This is a genomic window from Curtobacterium sp. ME12 (assembly GCF_903970855.1).
GTDB lineage: Bacteria > Actinomycetota > Actinomycetes > Actinomycetales > Microbacteriaceae > Curtobacterium > Curtobacterium poinsettiae_A.
Window position 1 is genome coordinate 81,723 of sequence record NZ_CAJCKD010000006.1, and the last position, 16,722, is coordinate 98,444.

Genomic DNA, 16,722 nt, shown 5'->3' on the forward strand with positions numbered 1-16,722 from the left:
ACCCCGCCCGGCCGGGCCGACAGGACCGGCCGGGCACCCCACACCGAAGACACCACCACCCCCGAACACCCCGACGGACGGATCGATGACGAGCTTCACCTCCTGGTTGCCGGGCCGGCGACCCACCGGCGAACCGGACGCGAGCGGCCGCCGTCGCGCCGTCCGGACGTGGTCACCGATCGGGGCACTGCGTCCGTCCCGCACCCGGCGTCCGTCCCGCCCGGTCACCGGCTGGTCCCACGAGTCCGCCGGCCCCGCCGCCCGGGCGATCCCCGTCCTCGGAGCCCCCGACCGCTGGCGGTTCAGCGGGTCGGCGATCGTCGTCGTCGGGCTGTTGCTCGTCGGCTTCGCGCTGCAGTTCACCGCCGTGTCGCAGGTCACGTACTCGCGCGACCAGCAGCTCGCCCGTGACGCGTTCCGCTACCAGCTCGCCAACGCCATCGCCCCCGTCGGCCAGACCGGCACGGACGGGCGCCTGGTCCCCGAGGGCACCCCCGTCGCGATCGTCCGGGTGCCGGCGCTCGGCCTCGACACGGTCGTGCTGCAGGGCACCACGTCGGAGACCACCCGCTCCGGCCCCGGCCACCGTCGGGACACCCCGCTGCCCGGTCAGGTCGGCGCGAGCGTCGTCTACGGGCGCCAGACCGCCTACGGCGGCCCCTTCGGGCGCATCGACCAGCTCGACAAGGGTGCCGTCATCACCGCGACGACCGGGCAGGGGACCGCGAAGTACCGGGTCGTCGACGTCCGCCGCACCGGCGACCACGTCCCCGCACCGCTCGAGGCCGGCGACGGTCGGCTCACCCTGGTCTCCGCCGCCGGGCTGCCGTTCCTGCCCGACTCGGTCGTCCGAGTCGACGCCGAACTCGTCTCGAAGGCCGCTCCCACCCCGACGCCCTCGTTCGGCTACTCCGCACTCGCCCCCGCCGAACTGACGATGGCCGGTGACGGCTCGGTGTGGCCGTTCCTGGTGCTCGGCCTGATCGTCCTGGCCGGCATGGTCGCGCTGTTCGCGGTCGGGATGCGCTTCTGGGGCCGTCGACAGACACTCGTCGTCGCCGTCCCGGTGGTGCTCGCCGTCGGGCTCTCCGCGGCGTCCCAGCTCACCGTCCTCCTGCCCAACCTGATGTGACCGAAGAGACCACGATGCCCGGAACAGAAACCGAAACCCTCCTCGCCGAGTTCGACAGCTGGTTCGACCGCGTGCCGCCGGCACCGGACCCGGCGACCCTGCCCGCGACGCTCGACGCCCGATCCGTCTCCGCCTGGTTCGGGGACCACAAGGTGCTCGACCGTGTCTCGCTGACCATGCCGGCCGGCCAGGTCACCGCCCTGATCGGACCGTCCGGCTGCGGCAAGAGCACGTTCCTCCGCACGCTCAACCGCATGCACGAGCTCGTCCCCACGGCGTCGCTCGCGGGCGAGGTGCTCCTCGACGACGTCGACATCTACGACGCGTCCCGGCGCATCACCGAGGCCCGACGGCAGATCGGCATGGTGTTCCAGAAGCCGAATCCGTTCCCCGCGATGAGCATCCAGGACAACGTGCTCGCCGGGCTCGCCCTGACGGGTGTGCGGCTCGACAAGGCTGCGAAGGCCGCGCTCGTCGAGGAGACCCTCACCAAGGCGGGCCTGTGGAACGAGGTCAAGGACCGTCTCCGGCAACCCGGCGGCGGTCTGTCCGGTGGGCAGCAGCAGCGGCTCTGCATCGCGCGGTCGCTCGCCGTCCGTCCGCGGGTGCTCCTGATGGACGAGCCGTGCTCCGCCCTCGACCCCACGTCGACCCGGCGCATCGAGCAGACGATCACGGAGCTCGCCACCGACGTGACGATCGTCATCGTCACCCACAACATGCAGCAGGCGCAGCGCGTCTCCGACCGCTGCGCGTTCTTCCTGGCCGAGGCCGGGACCCCCGGCGCGATCGTCGAGCACGGCCCGACCGACGCCATGTTCGAGACACCGCAGGATCCGCGCACGTCCGACTACGTGAACGGTCGCTTCGGGTGAGCCGGACGGGAGGCGCGGTGCGGGCCCGCCCCGCGCCTCCCGTCCGGTGACCATCGCGCCCAGGGCACCAGTGCCAGGGTCAGCACACAGCACCGGTCGATCACCACGACCGGTAACTCCGTCACCTGATCGCGGAGCGCAGCGCGTTGACGTCGTGCTTCGTGAGTGCGATCGGACTCGGAAGTACCTTGACGAGGACGAGGACGAGTACGAGTACGTGGCTCCGAGCAGGACCGCCGTCGCTGCGAGTCCGGTGCCGGGTCCGTCGAGGAGGCGAGCGTGTGCCGGTCGCCCATCACCGGTCAACGGTAGATCGCCATACAAGTCCGACCGCGGACGTCTCCGTTGTTCTTGAAGTCGACGCACATGCTCCCCGGACGCAACGTGTGCTTCTTGACACTGGGGATGTGGAAGACGGCCTGCCCGCAGCCGGCACGCACCGAGGTAGTCTCCTGGGCGTACTGCCGCCCGTTGACGTCCTTGAACCGGTAGACACCGCGCCAATTGCAGAACATGCTGGGGACGACGGCCGCCAGGCCGTAGCACTCGACCGCCGTCGTCGACCCTGTGACCCGCAGCCCGGAACCGCGGACGGACATGTTGAGGAAGCACCCCGCCGGCACGACGATCGTCACGCCTCGGTAGCTCCAGCGGAAGGACGCCACCGGCGACGAGGCGAACCCTGCGTTGATCGAGTTGCCCTTGCCGGCTTGGTTCGCATTGTAGGCGCGCTCGAGGGCAGCAAGTTCCCGCGCCTGTTCTTGTACGTCCGCGCCGGCGGCCGGTTCGGGGTTCGGTGCCGCTGTTGCTGGCGGCGCAAGGGTTGCGATGAAGAGCAGGCAGCCTCCGAACGCTGCCGAGGTCCTTGCAGTGAGTATCCGAAACAACGCCATCTCCTCAGATCAGTCGCGGGTGGGGTGATAGCAGGACCATTCCGATCAACCAGCGTGTGGAACAAGATATTCGTATTTCAGCACGAGCTGAGCGCACCCGCTACAGTCACAATGTGGAACATCAGTTGCAGACGGTCGAGCGCCCGGGGCGGAGCAGCGTCCTGACGATCCTGGTCGCTTGCACGGCGCTCGGGGCGTCGATGGCGACCGCTCCGGACCGCGCGCTGTGGGATCCCGGCTCGGTCCTGCTCTTCGGCGGCGCCGTCTGCGCCGCGATGTACTGGCTCGGTCAGGGCGGGCGCAGAGGTGCCTCGCGGACCCGGGTCGCCGCGTCGGAGTGGGTGGCGCTGTCCTCCGGTCTCGGCGTCGGGTTGCTCCTCGGACTGCTCCTCCTGGAGGGCTCGGGTGCCTTCGCCGCGCTCTTCCCGGTCCCGCTCGTGGCGATCGACGCCGCCGTGAGCCGGTCCGACGGGAACGTGCGCCAGCGGTCGACCGTGCTCGGGACGGCGGCGGCGTTGGTCGTCGCGATCCTCGTCACGGGGGACGGTCTGCAGCGCGGCTTCGCCGACCTCGTCCAGGGGGCCGTGGTCGCCGGCGTCCTGTCGACGCTCGCGCTGGTGCTCAGGAGCGCTGTGCGGAGACAGCGGGCCTGAAGCTGCTGCGGCACTCCAGCTCCGCGGGCTGCGGGATCGGTACGGTGGTCGTCATGGCCCGATTCACGCCCCCTGCCGCCGATGCGATGCGCGAACGGCTCCTGCTCGCCGCGCGGGACGAGTTCGCGTCGGCGGGACTGGTCGGCGGCAAGCTCGAGCGGATCACGGTGGCGGCGTCGAGCAACAAGGCGCAGGTCTTCCACTACTTCGGCAGCAAGGAGGGCCTGTTCGACGCCCTCGTCGCCGAGACCGTGACCGACACGTTCTCCGAGGTCCCGTTGGACACCTCCGACCTCGCCGCCTGGGCCGGTCGCCTGGCCGAGTCGTACCAGCGCCGCCCGTGGGCGCCGCGTCTGGCGACCTGGCACCGGCTCGAGCGAGCAGACGCGCCGCTCGAGTCGGTCGCGACGAGCTACGCCGACGCGGTGGCCGAGGTCGAGCACGCGCAGCGCGCCGGGGTCCTGCCGCGGGCGTTCCGTCCGGCGGTGCTCCTCGGGCTCGTCCTGCACACCGCCGCGTTCTGGAGCGCGACCGCTCCGGAGTACGAGCCGCTGGTGCAGGCCGTGGCGCCGCCGCGGCGTCGCCAGGTCGTGGTCGACGCGGTCACGGCGCTGCTCGGCGGGAAGTCCTGATCGAGGGAACCGGAGCGTCCAGCGTGAGTGGTCGCGGACCGAGCGTGCGGGGCGGAGCTGCGCCGGGCCTCCTGTCCGTCCCTCAGTCGGCCGCGCCGGCGGCGATCCGCAGCGTCCGCTCCGCGTCGTCGAGGTAGTCGGCGAGCAGCGCCGAGGCGGCGTCCTGGTCGCCACCGCGCAACGCGGACACGATCGCGCCGTTGCGTTCGACGAAGTCGGCGTGGAACGAGGCCGGGTCTGCGGTGGTCAGGAAGGCGAGCCGCATCTCGGCGAGCAGGCCGTCCATCAGGGCGTGGATCCGGTCGCTCGGCACCGCGCGCACGAGCTCGGCGTGGAAGCGGATGTCGGCGGTGCCGACCGCGCCCCAGTCGCCCGCGGACGCGGCTGCCCGGGCGTCGGCGACCGCTGCGGCGGCCTCGGCGAGTGCCGGTGCGTCGGGGGTGCAGGCGCGGACGGCTGCCTCTTCGAGCACTCGCCGAGCCGCGTAGAGATCGGTGACGTCGGCGGCGGAGAGCCGGCGGACGAAGACCCCGCGGTTGAACACGTGCTCGACCAGACGGTCGCGGGCGAGCAGCCGGAAGGCCTCGCGCAGGGTGTTCCGTGACACCCCGAGCTGGTCGCTCAACCGCTCCTCGGACAGCTGCGCCCCGGGAGAGAACCCACCCGACGCGATCATGGTGCGCAACCGCGTGGCCGTGGAGTCAGCGCCGCCGACGGTTCGGGTCATGGCACCGATCCTGGCACGGGTGGCGTTTGTGAAGGGCGTGTTACAGAGCAGAACCGGCTCTTGCGATTGTTGAACAATGCGGTCCAGACTGTCCCGCATGTTCGTCCTCATCGGCGTCGCCGTCGTCATCGTCGGCTTCGCGCTGCGCATCAACGCGCTCCTCGTCGTCACGGTCGCGGGCATCGTGACCGCGGCCATCGGCGGGATCGGTCCCGTCGGCATCCTCGACGCGTTCGGCAACGGGTTCGCCTCGAGCCGGTCCGTCACGACCTTCGCGCTCGTCCTGCCCGTCATCGGTCTGATCGAGCGCTACGGCCTGCAGGACCAGGCGAAGCGTCTGATCGCGAAGCTCGACAAGCTCACGACCGGTCGTCTGCTCGCCGGGTACCTGGTGATCCGGCAGGTCACCGCGGCGGTCGGCCTGACGAGCATCGGTGGCCCGGCGCAGACCGTGCGCCCGCTGGTCTACCCGATGGCCGAGGGTGCGGCGACCAAGAAGTACGGGCGGATCGACGACCGCATGCGCGAGAAGATCAAGGGCTACTCCGCGTCGTCGGACACCGTCGGCGTGTTCTTCGGCGAGGACGTCTTCGTCGCGGTCGGCTCGATCCTGCTCATCACGACGTTCGTCGACTCGACCTACGGGCTGTCGCTCGAACCGATCGACCTGGCCCTGTGGGCGATCCCGACGGGCATCGCGGCGCTCATCGTGCACGGCGGACGCCTGCTGCTGTTCGACCGCCGACTCGACAAGATGGCGGCGGACGCCCGTGCCGACGCCCCGACCCTGGGGGCAGCATCGTGATCACCAGCGAATGGCTCTACTGGCTCATCGGCGCGTTCTTCATCGCCGTCGCCGTCCTGATCGTCACCGACACCGCGCACGCGAAGCGCCTGGGCAACGCGGCGTTCTGGGGCATCCTCGGGCTGTCCTTCTTCTACGGCACCTTCGTCGCCGCCGGCACCGTGCCGGCCTGGACGCTCGGGATCGCCGTCCTCGTGATGGTCGCGCTCGCCGGACTCGGCTTCACCGGCACGACGAGCCGCACCCGGGTCGCGAGCATCCCCGGCGCGGGCACGGGTGCCGAGACCGGCCCCGCCGAACCCACCGGCGTCACGCAGGAGATCACGAGCGCCGGCAGCGGCAGCACGAGTGTGCTCGCCACCACCAGCCCGGACGAGCGTGCCGCGTTCGCGACGAAGTACGGCAACCGGCTCTTCATCCCGGCCCTCGTGGTGCCGGTGGTCGCCGTGCTGGTCGCGACGCTCGGCCCCCTCGTCTCGTTCGGCGGCGAACCGCTCCTCGCCGAGGGCAGCGCGACCCTGACCGGCCTGGGCATCGGTTCCGTGCTCGCCGTGGTCGTGGCCGTGTTCGTCCTGCGCCCGCCGAAGATCGCCACCCCGATCCGTGAGGGCGGTCGCCTGCTGCAGGCGATCGGCTGGGCAGCGCTGCTGCCGCAGATGCTCTCGACGCTCGGCATCGTCTTCACCCAGGCGGGGGTCGGTGACGCCGTCGGCACGATCATCAAGTCGGTCCTGCCCGACGGCTCGCTGCTCGCCGCCGTGGTCATCTACTGCCTGGGCATGGCGCTGTTCACGATCATCATGGGCAACGCGTTCGCCGCGTTCCCGATCATGACGGCCGCGATCGGCTGGCCGGTGCTGGTGCAGGGCTTCGACGGCAACCCCGCCGCGATCTTCGCGATCGGCATGCTGGCCGGCTTCTGCGGGACGCTCGTCACCCCGATGGCCGCGAACTTCAACCTGGTACCGGCCGCCCTGCTCGAGATGCGGGACAAGTACGGCCCGATCAAGGCGCAGATCCCCACCGCCGCCATCCTGCTCGTCGTCAACATGGGAGTCATGTACCTTGTCGCATTCTGATGCCGCCCCGATCGACCTGACCAGGGCCGCCTGGGCCGACCGTTTCGCGGCTGTCGCCGCGGACAACACGACCCGCGAGTACCCGTACGCCGCGCACCACGCGACGTCCGGACCGGACGACCGGGCGCTGCCCGTCGAGCTCCACCCCGCCTTCGCCACGTCGTACGACTGGCACTCGTCGGTGCACATGCACTGGCTCGCGGCGCGCCTGGTCGCGCACGGCCTGCCCACCGACCTGGAGGCCCGGCTCACCTCGATCCTGCAGGCGCACCTCACGACGGATCACCTCGCGACCGAGGCGGCCTACCTGCGCGAGACGCCGCACTACGAGCGCCCCTACGGCTGGGCCTGGCTCGCGCGGCTCGCCGCCGAGGTGTCGGCATCCGAGGTGCCCGCCGTCCGGGCACTGGCGCCGGGGTTCACGCCCGTCGTCGACGTCCTCGAAGACCTGGTCGTGCGGTGGATCGACGGCGCTGCGCACCCGGTCCGGCACGGTGTGCACTCGAACTCCGCGTTCGGGTTGCTGCTCGTGCTCGAGGCCGCTCGGTCCCTCGACCGGCCGGCCCTGGCGGCAGCGGTCGAGGGGGCTGCGCAGGACTGGTTCGGCGCGGACGCCGGGTGGCCGTTCGCCTGGGAACGGAGCGGGCACGACTTCCTGTCCGCCGGCCTCGCCCAAGCCGACCTGATGCGGACGGTGCTGCCCGCCCCGGAGTTCGCCACGTGGGCGCGCGGCTTCTTCGCCGCGGTGCAGCCGGGCGACGCGATCCTGCGGTCGACGGTGGTCCGCGACGAGAACGACCCGCAGCAGGTGCACCTGTTCGGACTCGACCTGTCGCGGGCGGGGTCGGCCCGGCGCATCGCGGACGCACTCCGCGCCGACGGTCCGGACGACTCCGGCACCGGGATCGCCGACCTGCTCGACGACGCGGCCGACCGGCTGCTGGCCTCGGGGCTCGCGGCGAGCGTGGGCGAGGAGTACTACTCCACCCACTGGCTGGCGAGCTTCGCCTGGGACGCCATGGAGGCCCGGGAGCACGCTGCCCGCTGATCGTCGTCGGGAGCGCTGATCGTCTGCGGACACGTCGAGGATCCGGAGGTACCTTCGGGGCCATGAGCGATCCGAAGGACGACGAGACCCTCGACGACTTCCGCGAGGCGCAGGAGACCGACTACGAACCGGAGCCGACCGTGCTCGACCCCGACGACCTGCCGGTGGTCGACGACGCGGACGACGAAGTGCTCCCCGACGACGACCGACCGGTGCCGCTCGACACCGACGACGACACCATCTGAGCGATCGCGTCCGGCGCCGACGCGGTGCTGCGGCCCCGGCGCAGATGCCGTCTCAGTCGAGCGGGACGGTCCGGGCGAAGGTGCGGGTGATCGGCGCGGCCGCCAGGAGCGGGCCGATGGCTGCTGCACCCTCCGGGGTCGCCCGCCACGCCACGTAGGTGTCGTGGTCCGCGGCGGTCGTCCACGACTCGACGACGACCATCGTGTTCGGGTCGGCGTCGTCGACCAGGACCTCGAGCGACTCCAGGCCGTGGAAGGAAGCGGTCTGTTCGAGCGTCTCGCGGATCGCCGTCTGGACGGCATCGGCGGGGGCGTCGCTCTGGAACTGGACCTCGAGCAGGACGGTCATCGACATGGGGAACCTTTCGTCAGCGGTGTCCGAGCCAACTCCTGACCCCCTCCGCGTGTTCCGGATCGGTCATCCGAGGATGCGGAACCGGAGCGGATCGCCCGGACGGAGCTGCGCCGCGAGGTCGACCGACGACGGCGTCAGGACGGCGACGACCGGGTACCCGCCGGTCACCGGGTGGTCGGCGAGGAACAGCACGGGGAAGCCCTCGGGTGGAACCTGCAGCGAACCGGTCTCGACGCCCTCGCTCGGCAGCTCGCGTGCCACGGCGCGGACGAGCGGCGTCTCGGCCGTGGTGCGGACCCCCACGCGGTCGCTGTCCGCGCTGACGGAGAAGTCCTGACCGGTCAGGGTCGCACGCCACTCCGGGGTGAACCAGTCGTCGCGCGGTCCGGGCACCACGTCGAGCACGACCGGCTCGTCGGACCACCGGGCTTCGGGCTGCGGCACCGCGTCGACGATCGGCCACGACGCCCGGGCGTCGCCGACGGGCAGGACGTCACCGGCCGACAGCGGCGGCGGACCGAGGCGCGCGAGGGAGTCCCACGAGCGGCTGCCGAGCACCGGGGCGACCGCGAAGCCCCCGAGGACCGCGACGTAGGTGCGCAGGCCCACGGTCGCGGAGCCGATCCGGAGCGTGTCGCCCGGGGCCAGCAGCAGCACCTCGTGCGAGGCGGCACCGCGGACCGATCCGTCCGCCCGCTCGACCTCGACGGGGCAGGCCGCGCCGGTGGTGGCCGCGACCACGTACGCGTCGGCGCGGAGCGTGACGGAGCCGAGCAGGGCCTCCAGGACGGCCGCGTCGGGACGGTTGCCGACCAGCCGGTTGGCGAGTGCTGCGGAGCCGCGGTCGGCGGCCCCGGCCGCCCCGAGGCCCATGTCGCTGAAGCCGGGGCGCCCGAGGTCCTGCGTGGTCGCGCCGTAGCCGACCTGCAGGACGGTCAGCGCGGTCATGCCGCACTCGCCACGACGAAACGGACGAGGGTTCCGGCGGGCGCGAGTGCCGGGGGCGTGCGGTCGAGCGACCACATCGGCACGTCGGTGCGGCCGATGAGCTGCCAGCCGCCGGGCGATGTCCGCGGGTAGACGGCGCTGAACTCGCCGGCCAACGCCACGGCCCCGCTCGGGACGGCCGTCCGGGCGGTGCTGCGGCGAGGCAGGTCGAGCGGTCGATCACTGCCGGTGAGGTAGCTGAAGCCGGGTGCGAAGCCGCAGAACGCGCTCGTCCAGAGCTGCCCGGTGTGCCACGCCACGAGCTCGTCCCGCCGCATGCCGGTCAGCTCGGTGACGGTGTCGAGGTCCTCACCGTCGTAGGTGACGGGGATGACGAGCGGCTCGGTCTCGTGCGTGTCGAGCGTGGCGCTGACCGGGGCGACCTGGATGAGCTCCGAGCGGAGGCGCCCGGCGTCCGTCGTGGTCGGGTCGAACCGGAGCAGCAGTGTCCGGGCGCCGGAGACGACCTCGGTCAGCCCCGGCAGGGTGGTCTGTGCGAGCCCGGCGCGGAAGGCGACGACGTCGGCGAGGGTCTCGAACGTCGCGAGCAGTGCAGTGCCGCCGGCGGAGCGGACCTCGGGACCCGTCACGGCGCGAGCGGCGGGGACGGTGCGAACGGCGCGATCGTCACGCCGTGCTCGGTCAGCAGCGCCCGGATGGCTCGGGCCATCGCGACCGCGTCGGGGGAGTCGCCGTGCACGCAGACCGAGTCGGCACGCACGGCGACCTCGGACCCGTCGACGGCGGCCGCGACCCCGTCGGTGACCATGCGGAGCACCCGGGCAGCGACCTCGTCCGGGTCGTGCAGCACCGAGCCCGGCTGCTTCCGTGACACCAGTGAGCCGTCGGGTTCGTAGGCGCGGTCGGCGAAGGCCTCGCTCACCGCCCGGAGCCCGTGCCGCTCGGCCGCCAGCAGCAGCTCCGACCCGGGCAGCGCGAGCACGGCGAGGGACCGGTCGACGTCGGTCACGGCACGGACGACGGCGTCCGCCTGCACCGGGTCGGCGCAGGCCGTGTTGTACAGGGCGCCGTGCGGCTTGACGTAGGTGACGGCCGTGCCGGCGACGTTCGCGGTGGCGGCCATCGCGCCGAGCTGGTGGACGACGTCGGCGTACAGCTCGTCGGGCGTGACGTGCACGGGCCGGCGGCCGAAGCCGATCAGGTCGCGGTAGGCCACGTGTGCGCCGATCGCCACACCACGCTCGGCGGCGGCGCGGGCGGTGGCGAGCATGATCGTCGGGTCGCCGGCGTGGAACCCGCAGGCGACGTTGGCGCTCGAGACGACATCGAGCATCGCGGCGTCGTCGCCCATGGTCCAGGCGCCGAAGCCCTCGCCCAGGTCGCTGTTCAGGTCGATCGTCGTCACGGGTGCTCCCTGTCCTCGCGGGTTGTTGAACAATCTACCGATCGCCCCGGTCCCTGTCATCCGCTTCCTCCGGTCGGACGGCGGTTTCCGAGGTGCGCCACGTACTGTCCGAGTCCTCAGTACCACCGGCGGCAGTGCTGCCGGATCGATCTCTGCACTGGAGCAGCTCATGACCGACAGTGACAACACGCACGACGCCCCGAAGAACGACTCCGAGGGCACCGAGAAGCCGGGCGGCCTCGGCGACGACAACACCATCCCGAACAACCCGGACGGCCTGGCCGCGGGTCACACGGGTGACGACTCCCACTTCAACCCGGAAGAGGACGGCGAGCACTAGGCGCCCCGGCCGGCGGGCTGACGCGCCACGACGCCCCCGTCGTCACACGGCAGCGGGGGCGTCGTGCTGCGCCCGCGCGATCCACGCAACATCACGTCAGAAACCTTCCGGGAAACGGTTTTCGGTGTTACTGTCCCGATCACCTAGTAGGACTAGGGATTGAGAGGGCGGTAGCCCCCGATGACTCGAGGAGGAGTCATGCCGACACCGACGTCGAACAACCAACCCGGCCCCAAGGAACCCCTGGGCGGCCTGGGTGCCACAGCGGTCCCGCCCGCCACCGCCACCTCGGGGTCGACCACGTCCGAGGCCGCGGCGTCCCGCGCCTTCTCGGTCGAGGGCATCACCCAGTCGGTCTCCACGCTCCGCGTCGGCAAGGGGTACCTCTGGGCGCTCAGCCTCGGCCAGTTCGGCCTCTTCTTCGCCCTGCTCACGCCGGTGTTCGTCAGCATGTCGATCAAGGCGACCGAGCTCAACCCGTCGAGCCCCGAGACCGTCGTCGGCTCCGTCCTGCCGTTCGGTGCCCTCGGTGCGCTGTTCGCCAACCCGCTGTTCGGTGCGATCTCGGACCGCACCCGCACGCGGTGGGGCCGTCGCCGCCCCTGGATGGTCGGCGGAGTCCTCGTCTTCGTCGTCGCCCTCGCCTGGCTCGCCTTCGCCCCGGACGTCCTGCAGCTCACCTTCGCGTGGGTGCTCGCCCAGGTCTCGGCGAACGCGGTCCTCGCGACGTTGACCGCGAGCTTCGCCGACAACGTGCCGGAGTTCCAGCGCGGCAAGGCGTCGAGCGCGATCGCCCTCGCGCAGAACATCGCGATCCTCGCGGGCCTGTACCTCGCCGTCTACCTGGTCGGCAACCTGCCGCTGCTCTTCATCGCACCCGGTGTCCTGGCGATCGTCGCGATCGTCGTCTACTCGATCGTGGCCCGTGACGAGCTGCCGACGACACCGTTCAAGCCGTTCAGCTGGATCAACCTCATCAGCTCGTTCTGGACGAACCCGATCAAGCACCGCGACTTCGGGCTCGCGTGGTGGGGGCGCTTCCTCATCACCTTCGGCACGTTCATGTTCACCACGTACCGCCTGCTGTACATGGAGGACCAGATCGGCCTCCCGCAGTCCGAGGCAGTCGGCGTCGTCGCGTTCGGTGTGCTGCTGTACACGATCGCTCTGCTCGTGAGTGCCGCCCTGTCCGGATGGGTCTCCGACCGGATCCAGCGTCGCAAGGCCTTCGTCTGGGGGTCGACGGCCATGACCGCCGTCGGCCTGGTCATCCTGGCCCACGTCGACACCGTCGGCGGGTTCTACTTCGCCGAGATCGTCCTCGGGTTCGCCTTCGGCATCTACGCCGCCATCGACACCGCCCTGATCGTCGACGTCCTGCCCGACCCGGAGCGCCCCGGCAAGGACCTCGGCGTCATCAACATCGCGAACGCCCTGCCGCAGTCGCTCGCCCCCGCCGTCGGCCTGTTCCTGCTCGGCATCGGTGGTGGCGGCAACTACACCCTCATGCTCTGGGGTGCCGGCGTCGCCGTCATCCTCGGCGCCCTCGTGATCCTGCCCATCAAGTCGGTCCGCTGACCGACGCAACCGCCTGGAGGCGCGACCTGCGTCCGCGACGCACGCCGCGCCTCCAGGCGGTCCCCTGCGCCACGCGTGTTCACCCGGTGGGTGGGGGTCACAGCTGCGGTGTGCGCCTGCCGAACACCGCGTCGAGGAACCGCGAGAACCGCGACTCCGGCTCGTGGGGCGTCTCGATCGAGCGGGTCGGTGAGCGGAATGCCAGGTCGTGCAGCATGTTCCGCTTCGATCCGTCCCAGTTGGCGAACAGGTAGGTCCCGCCGATGAACGACATGCTCCGGACCGGCGTGCGCTTCCACGAGTCGGCAGCCACGTAGTAGCCCGCGTGGCCGGCGCGGATGTGCTGGATCACGGTGTCCACGTCGATCACACCGGTCGGTGTCACGACGGCGGTGATGCCCGTGCGGTCGCGGGCGACGTACTCGATGAGGTGTTCGGTCACGATGGAACTCTTCGTCACGGTGGTGAGGCGCCACGGCTGGGAGCGTGGCGAAGGGGATTCGGAACCGCCGTTGCTTCCGATTCCAGAGTACGTCCGCGGTGTGCCTGCCGTTCCCGGATGTCCGCCCTTCGCAGGCGGATGAGCGCTCAGCGGATGGGCGTCCGGTCAGCCCACTCCGCGACGCGTTCGATCGTGTCGTCGAAGTCCCGCGTGCCGGGTCGGTTGAGGAACGCGTGACGGCTGCCCGGCAGGACGTGTCGTTCGACCTCGACGTCCGCGGCCTCGAGCTCGTTCGCGAAGCGCTCGCCCGAGGCGCGCATCACGTCCCGCTCGGCGTCGATCAGCAGGGTGCGGGGGAACCCGCCGAGGTCGTCGGACGCCGGGTGGACCGCAGCGGGGCGGCCGCCCGCATAGGCCCGGTTGTTCAGGTCGAGCAGCAGCGGCGCGTGCGTGAGCCGCCGGTGCCCTCGGACGAGTCGCCGCACCGCCGGGTCACGGGGGAGCCGGGCGTGGAAGAACCCGTAGGTCAGCACGAGGCCGACCAGCGGCGGGGCGGTCGCGACCGCGGATGCCGCCAGGCACGCACCCGCGCTCGCTCCGCCGAGCAGGCCGGCGGGCGCCTCGTCCTGCAGGTGCCGGAGCGCTGCGACGATCTCGTCCCGCGCGTGCGGTGCCCGGCGTCGCCCTCGCGGTCCTCCCCGGCCGAGCCAGGGCAGTCCGGGCAGCGGTCCGAGGCGGTAGTCGACGGTCACGACCGGCAGGCCGCGCTCGGCGAGTGCCCGAGCGACGGCGTGGGACTCCGGCAGGTCGAGGTCGCCCCGGAAGAACCCGCCACCGTGCACCCAGACCAGGGTCGGGGATCCCTTGCCGGCGCTCCGGTCCCGAGGTCGGTACCGCCGGATGGGGACCGGTCCGTGTGGTCCGTCGATCCGGTCGTCCGCGACCTCGATCGGGTCCTGGTGCATCCCCCGCATGGGAGCAGTGTCGCAGGACGCCGCACCATCGCAACCTTCACCTGGAACGACGAGACCGGCCGCGTCGAGATGACGGGAGACACCCCGCCCGCTCAGTGACGGTCGGCCCGCGCAGGGGCCACGCCGAGCTCTCGTTGCAGGGTGCGGAGGACCCGCACGAGGGTGTCGAGCTTGTCCGGTCCGGCCTCGAACCCGCGTCCGAGGGCAGACCGCGGCTGCACGACCACGTCGTCACCGTCGGTCGTGCTGATCCAGACGCCGAAGTCGGCGCGCTGACCGCGGGATTCCCTCGTCGCGACGGAGAACCGCCGGATGCGCGCCCACGGCAGGTCGAACACCGGCGCGTCCCGTGACGGTGCCCACGCGTGCAGGCCGAACTCGTCGACGGTCCAGACCTCGGGGCGGGGCTTCGGGAAGTCGTCGGAGGTGCGCAGGCCGGACGTCAGCACGGGCAGGTGGAATCGGGGTGCCCGCCCCGCTCGGATGTGCGCGAGCGTCCGGCGGTCGCCTCGCCCGGAGGACAGTGTCGACACGGCCAGCAGTACCCCGAACCCGGCGACCAGCATCGGCCACAGCACGAACGACCCCTGTGTCCGCGCGTTGTCGATGCCGCGCAGGAAGTCCGGGAACGCGAACTCGGCGACCAGTGCGGCGACCCCCACTGCCGTGGTGACGACGGCTGCGAGCAGCACCGGCCCCCGCTTCGGCATCTCCCCGTCGCGCAGCCGTTGCACCCAGGGCTCGTCCGCCGGGCTCATCCCTCGGTCCGTGTCTGACCAGGACGCCCGGCGTCCTGCTGGGACCCGAGTTCCCGGTGCAGTGACCGGAGCACCTGCAACTCGATGTGGATCTTCGTCGCGCTGGCTCCGAAGGGCCGTCCGATCGCTGGCCGCGGCTGCACGGCGAACCGTCCGACGGCCTCGGTGATGATCCAGATGCCGGTGTCCGCCCGCTGCCCACGGACCTCAGCCGAGGCGAGTTCGAACGAACCGACAGCACGCCACGCCAGGTCGAACACCGGAGTCTCCCGCTCCGGCGACCACGCGTGCAGCCCGGCGGCATCGACCGTCCACATCTCGGGCCTCGGCTCCGGGAAGTCGTCGAGGGTGTAGTCGCCCGTGCGCAGGACCGGCAGGTGGAAGTGCGGCGTCGTGCCGTGCCGACGGATGCTCGCGAGGATCCGTCGGTCACTCCGGCCGCGCATCCGCGACAGGACTGCCGCGACGGGGCCGAGCACGAGCAGGACCACCGAGAACAGCGGCAGGGCGAACGGACGGCGTGCCTCCGAGTGCAGGAAGACGTCGAGGTGCGTGATCGAGAACACGACCCCGGTGCCGCCGGCCGCGGTCACGATCGCCAACCCGAGCAAGAACGGCCACCGCTTCGGCATCTCCCCGTCGCGCAGCCGTTGCACCCACCGTTCCCCCGAGTACTCCACCGTCCCATCCTGCCCGTCACGGCACGGATCGTCCGCGGGCGCGACATGCTGTCTTCATGCAGTCCGTCCGTGCCGCCGCACCCGGTGTCGCCCTCGCCGTGGCGATCGGCATCGTCGCCACCCTCGTCGGCCGGGTCGTCCCGGTGGTCGGCGGCCCCGTCCCCGCCGTCCTGATCGGTGCCGTCGTGGGGTGGCTCGTCCGACGCCGCACCGGTGGCACACTCGCCGCGCTGGCTCCCGGCGTGAAGTTCTCGTCGAGCCGGGTCCTGCAGTTCGCCGTGGTCCTGCTCGGCGCGCAGCTGTCCATCGGCGAGGTCCTGCGCATCGGCGGTGAGACCCTGCCGGTGATGCTCGCGACGCTCGTCGTCTGCCTGGTGGCCGCTTGGGGGATCGGGCGACTGCTCCGGGTCTCGGGCGCACTCCGCACCCTGATCGGTGTCGGGACCGGCATCTGCGGCGCCTCGGCGATCGCCGCCGTGACACCCGTCATCGGAGCGGTCAGTGCGGACGTCGCCTACGCGATGTCGACGATCTTCCTCTGCAACATCGCGGCCGTCTTCGCCTTCCCGCTGCTCGGGCACGCCCTGGGCCTCAGCCAGCACGCCTTCGGCGTCTTCGCGGGCACCGCCGTGAACGACACGTCGTCCGTCGTCGCCACCGCGACGGTCTACGGCCGCCAGGCGACCGACACCGCGGTCGTCGTGAAGCTGGTGCGCACCCTGATGATCATCCCGATCGTCATCGGGCTCGCCGGACTGGAGGCCCGCCGCGCCTCACGCGAGCAGCTCGCCCCCGCCTCGGGGACGGGTCGGGGAATCCGTGTGTTCCGGCTGGTGCCGTGGTTCCTGATCGGGTTCCTCGTGGTGGTGCTGCTCCGGACGGTCGGGGTCCTGCCCGCGTCCGTGGCACCGGGGTTCGCGACGGCCGCTTCGTTCCTCATCACGGTGGCGCTCGCCGCGATCGGATGCTCCACGGACTTCGCCGCGCTCCGACGAGCCGGGTTCCGACCGATGCTGCTCGGGATCGCGCTCTGGGCCCTGGTGGCGGGGACGAGCCTCGGCATGCAGGCGGCCTTCGGTCTGCTCTAGGGGTTGCCGGCACTGGACCTATCGTTTATCGTTGCATCGAAATTCGATGGTATCGATGATCGACA

21 protein-coding genes are annotated in these 16,722 nt (G+C 71.5%); 11 read left to right on the forward strand and 10 right to left on the reverse strand.

Annotated elements, in window-relative coordinates:
• The first annotated feature begins 85 nt into the window (after positions 1-85).
• Entirely contained in the window at positions 86-1,132 is a 1,047-nt protein-coding gene (locus H7A73_RS05135; RefSeq protein WP_182064960.1) for a sortase, read from the forward strand.
• 98 nt (positions 1,133-1,230) lie between these two features.
• The gene (locus H7A73_RS05140; RefSeq protein WP_247738054.1) at positions 1,231-2,007 is read left to right on the forward strand and encodes a phosphate ABC transporter ATP-binding protein; all 777 of its coding nucleotides are present in this window, start codon (positions 1,231-1,233) and stop codon (positions 2,005-2,007) included.
• Positions 2,008-2,309: 302 nt separating this feature from the next.
• Here the strand turns inward: H7A73_RS05140 and H7A73_RS05145 are convergent, their stop codons facing one another.
• On the reverse strand, positions 2,310-2,642 hold the full coding sequence (locus H7A73_RS05145) for a hypothetical protein (RefSeq protein WP_182064962.1): 333 nt from the start codon (positions 2,640-2,642) through the stop codon (positions 2,310-2,312).
• 371 nt (positions 2,643-3,013) lie between these two features.
• On the opposite strand from H7A73_RS05145, the gene H7A73_RS05150 reads away from it, so the two are divergent.
• Positions 3,014-3,553 (forward strand): hypothetical protein, encoded by a 540-nt coding sequence (locus H7A73_RS05150; RefSeq protein ID WP_182064963.1) that lies wholly within the window; start codon positions 3,014-3,016, stop codon positions 3,551-3,553.
• A gap of 53 nt (positions 3,554-3,606) precedes the next feature.
• On the forward strand, positions 3,607-4,185 hold the full coding sequence (locus H7A73_RS05155; RefSeq protein ID WP_182064964.1) for a TetR family transcriptional regulator: 579 nt from the start codon (positions 3,607-3,609) through the stop codon (positions 4,183-4,185).
• A gap of 82 nt (positions 4,186-4,267) precedes the next feature.
• Here the strand turns inward: H7A73_RS05155 and H7A73_RS05160 are convergent, their stop codons facing one another.
• Positions 4,268-4,912 (reverse strand): GntR family transcriptional regulator, encoded by a 645-nt coding sequence (locus H7A73_RS05160; protein ID WP_182064965.1) that lies wholly within the window; start codon positions 4,910-4,912, stop codon positions 4,268-4,270.
• Positions 4,913-5,009: 97 nt separating this feature from the next.
• On the opposite strand from H7A73_RS05160, the gene H7A73_RS05165 reads away from it, so the two are divergent.
• The 4 genes from H7A73_RS05165 (at position 5,010) to H7A73_RS05180 (ending at position 8,089) form a co-directional block, all read left to right on the forward strand.
• Complete coding sequence (locus H7A73_RS05165) at positions 5,010-5,717, forward strand: DUF969 domain-containing protein (RefSeq protein WP_182064966.1); 708 nt, start codon at positions 5,010-5,012, stop codon at positions 5,715-5,717.
• Positions 5,714-6,796, forward strand: a complete 1,083-nt coding sequence (locus H7A73_RS05170) for a DUF979 domain-containing protein (RefSeq protein ID WP_182064967.1) — start codon at positions 5,714-5,716, stop codon at positions 6,794-6,796. Before H7A73_RS05165 ends, H7A73_RS05170 begins: the two co-directional genes overlap by 4 nt.
• Positions 6,783-7,844, forward strand: a complete 1,062-nt coding sequence (locus tag H7A73_RS05175) for a DUF2891 domain-containing protein (RefSeq protein ID WP_259362718.1) — start codon at positions 6,783-6,785, stop codon at positions 7,842-7,844. The genes H7A73_RS05170 and H7A73_RS05175 overlap by 14 nt, the downstream gene beginning before the upstream one ends.
• 62 nt (positions 7,845-7,906) lie before the next feature.
• Positions 7,907-8,089: a hypothetical protein gene (locus H7A73_RS05180; protein WP_182064968.1), complete on the forward strand. Its 183-nt coding sequence runs from the start codon at positions 7,907-7,909 to the stop codon at positions 8,087-8,089.
• Between the two features lie 52 nt (positions 8,090-8,141).
• On the opposite strand, the gene H7A73_RS05185 is transcribed toward H7A73_RS05180, so the two are convergent.
• The 4 genes from H7A73_RS05185 to H7A73_RS05200 form a co-directional block, all read right to left on the reverse strand.
• The gene (locus H7A73_RS05185; RefSeq protein WP_182064969.1) at positions 8,142-8,444 is read right to left on the reverse strand and encodes a putative quinol monooxygenase; all 303 of its coding nucleotides are present in this window, start codon (positions 8,442-8,444) and stop codon (positions 8,142-8,144) included.
• Between the two features lie 63 nt (positions 8,445-8,507).
• Positions 8,508-9,392, reverse strand: coding sequence for a biotin-dependent carboxyltransferase family protein (locus H7A73_RS05190; RefSeq protein ID WP_182064970.1), 885 nt, complete (start codon positions 9,390-9,392; stop codon positions 8,508-8,510).
• Positions 9,389-10,021: a 5-oxoprolinase subunit B family protein gene (locus H7A73_RS05195; RefSeq protein ID WP_182064971.1), complete on the reverse strand. Its 633-nt coding sequence runs from the start codon at positions 10,019-10,021 to the stop codon at positions 9,389-9,391. The genes H7A73_RS05190 and H7A73_RS05195 overlap by 4 nt, the downstream gene beginning before the upstream one ends.
• The gene (locus tag H7A73_RS05200; RefSeq protein ID WP_182064972.1) at positions 10,018-10,797 is read right to left on the reverse strand and encodes a LamB/YcsF family protein; all 780 of its coding nucleotides are present in this window, start codon (positions 10,795-10,797) and stop codon (positions 10,018-10,020) included. Before H7A73_RS05200 ends, H7A73_RS05195 begins: the two co-directional genes overlap by 4 nt.
• A gap of 169 nt (positions 10,798-10,966) precedes the next feature.
• On the opposite strand from H7A73_RS05200, the gene H7A73_RS05205 reads away from it, so the two are divergent.
• Together H7A73_RS05205 and H7A73_RS05210 are read left to right on the forward strand one after the other, a co-directional pair.
• Positions 10,967-11,137 (forward strand): hypothetical protein, encoded by a 171-nt coding sequence (locus H7A73_RS05205; protein ID WP_164941189.1) that lies wholly within the window; start codon positions 10,967-10,969, stop codon positions 11,135-11,137.
• A gap of 198 nt (positions 11,138-11,335) precedes the next feature.
• A complete protein-coding gene (locus H7A73_RS05210) occupies positions 11,336-12,715 on the forward strand; it encodes an MFS transporter (RefSeq protein WP_182064973.1) in 1,380 nt (459 codons plus the stop codon).
• 97 nt (positions 12,716-12,812) lie between these two features.
• Here the strand turns inward: H7A73_RS05210 and H7A73_RS05215 are convergent, their stop codons facing one another.
• The 4 genes from H7A73_RS05215 to H7A73_RS05230 form a co-directional block, all read right to left on the reverse strand.
• On the reverse strand, positions 12,813-13,157 hold the full coding sequence (locus tag H7A73_RS05215) for a hypothetical protein (protein WP_182064974.1): 345 nt from the start codon (positions 13,155-13,157) through the stop codon (positions 12,813-12,815).
• A 146-nt stretch (positions 13,158-13,303) separates the two neighbouring features.
• Positions 13,304-14,131 carry an alpha/beta hydrolase gene (locus H7A73_RS05220; RefSeq protein WP_220456590.1) on the reverse strand — a complete coding sequence of 276 codons (828 nt, stop codon included), beginning with the start codon at positions 14,129-14,131 and terminating at the stop codon, positions 13,304-13,306.
• A 92-nt stretch (positions 14,132-14,223) separates the two neighbouring features.
• Entirely contained in the window at positions 14,224-14,889 is a 666-nt protein-coding gene (locus tag H7A73_RS05225; protein ID WP_182064976.1) for a hypothetical protein, read from the reverse strand.
• Positions 14,886-15,569, reverse strand: coding sequence for a hypothetical protein (locus H7A73_RS05230; protein ID WP_182064977.1), 684 nt, complete (start codon positions 15,567-15,569; stop codon positions 14,886-14,888). Before H7A73_RS05230 ends, H7A73_RS05225 begins: the two co-directional genes overlap by 4 nt.
• 56 nt (positions 15,570-15,625) lie before the next feature.
• Here H7A73_RS05230 and H7A73_RS05235 point away from each other — a divergent pair, with 56 nt between their 5' ends.
• The gene (locus H7A73_RS05235) at positions 15,626-16,657 is read left to right on the forward strand and encodes a YeiH family protein (RefSeq protein ID WP_182064978.1); all 1,032 of its coding nucleotides are present in this window, start codon (positions 15,626-15,628) and stop codon (positions 16,655-16,657) included.
• Positions 16,658-16,722 lie beyond the last annotated feature (65 nt).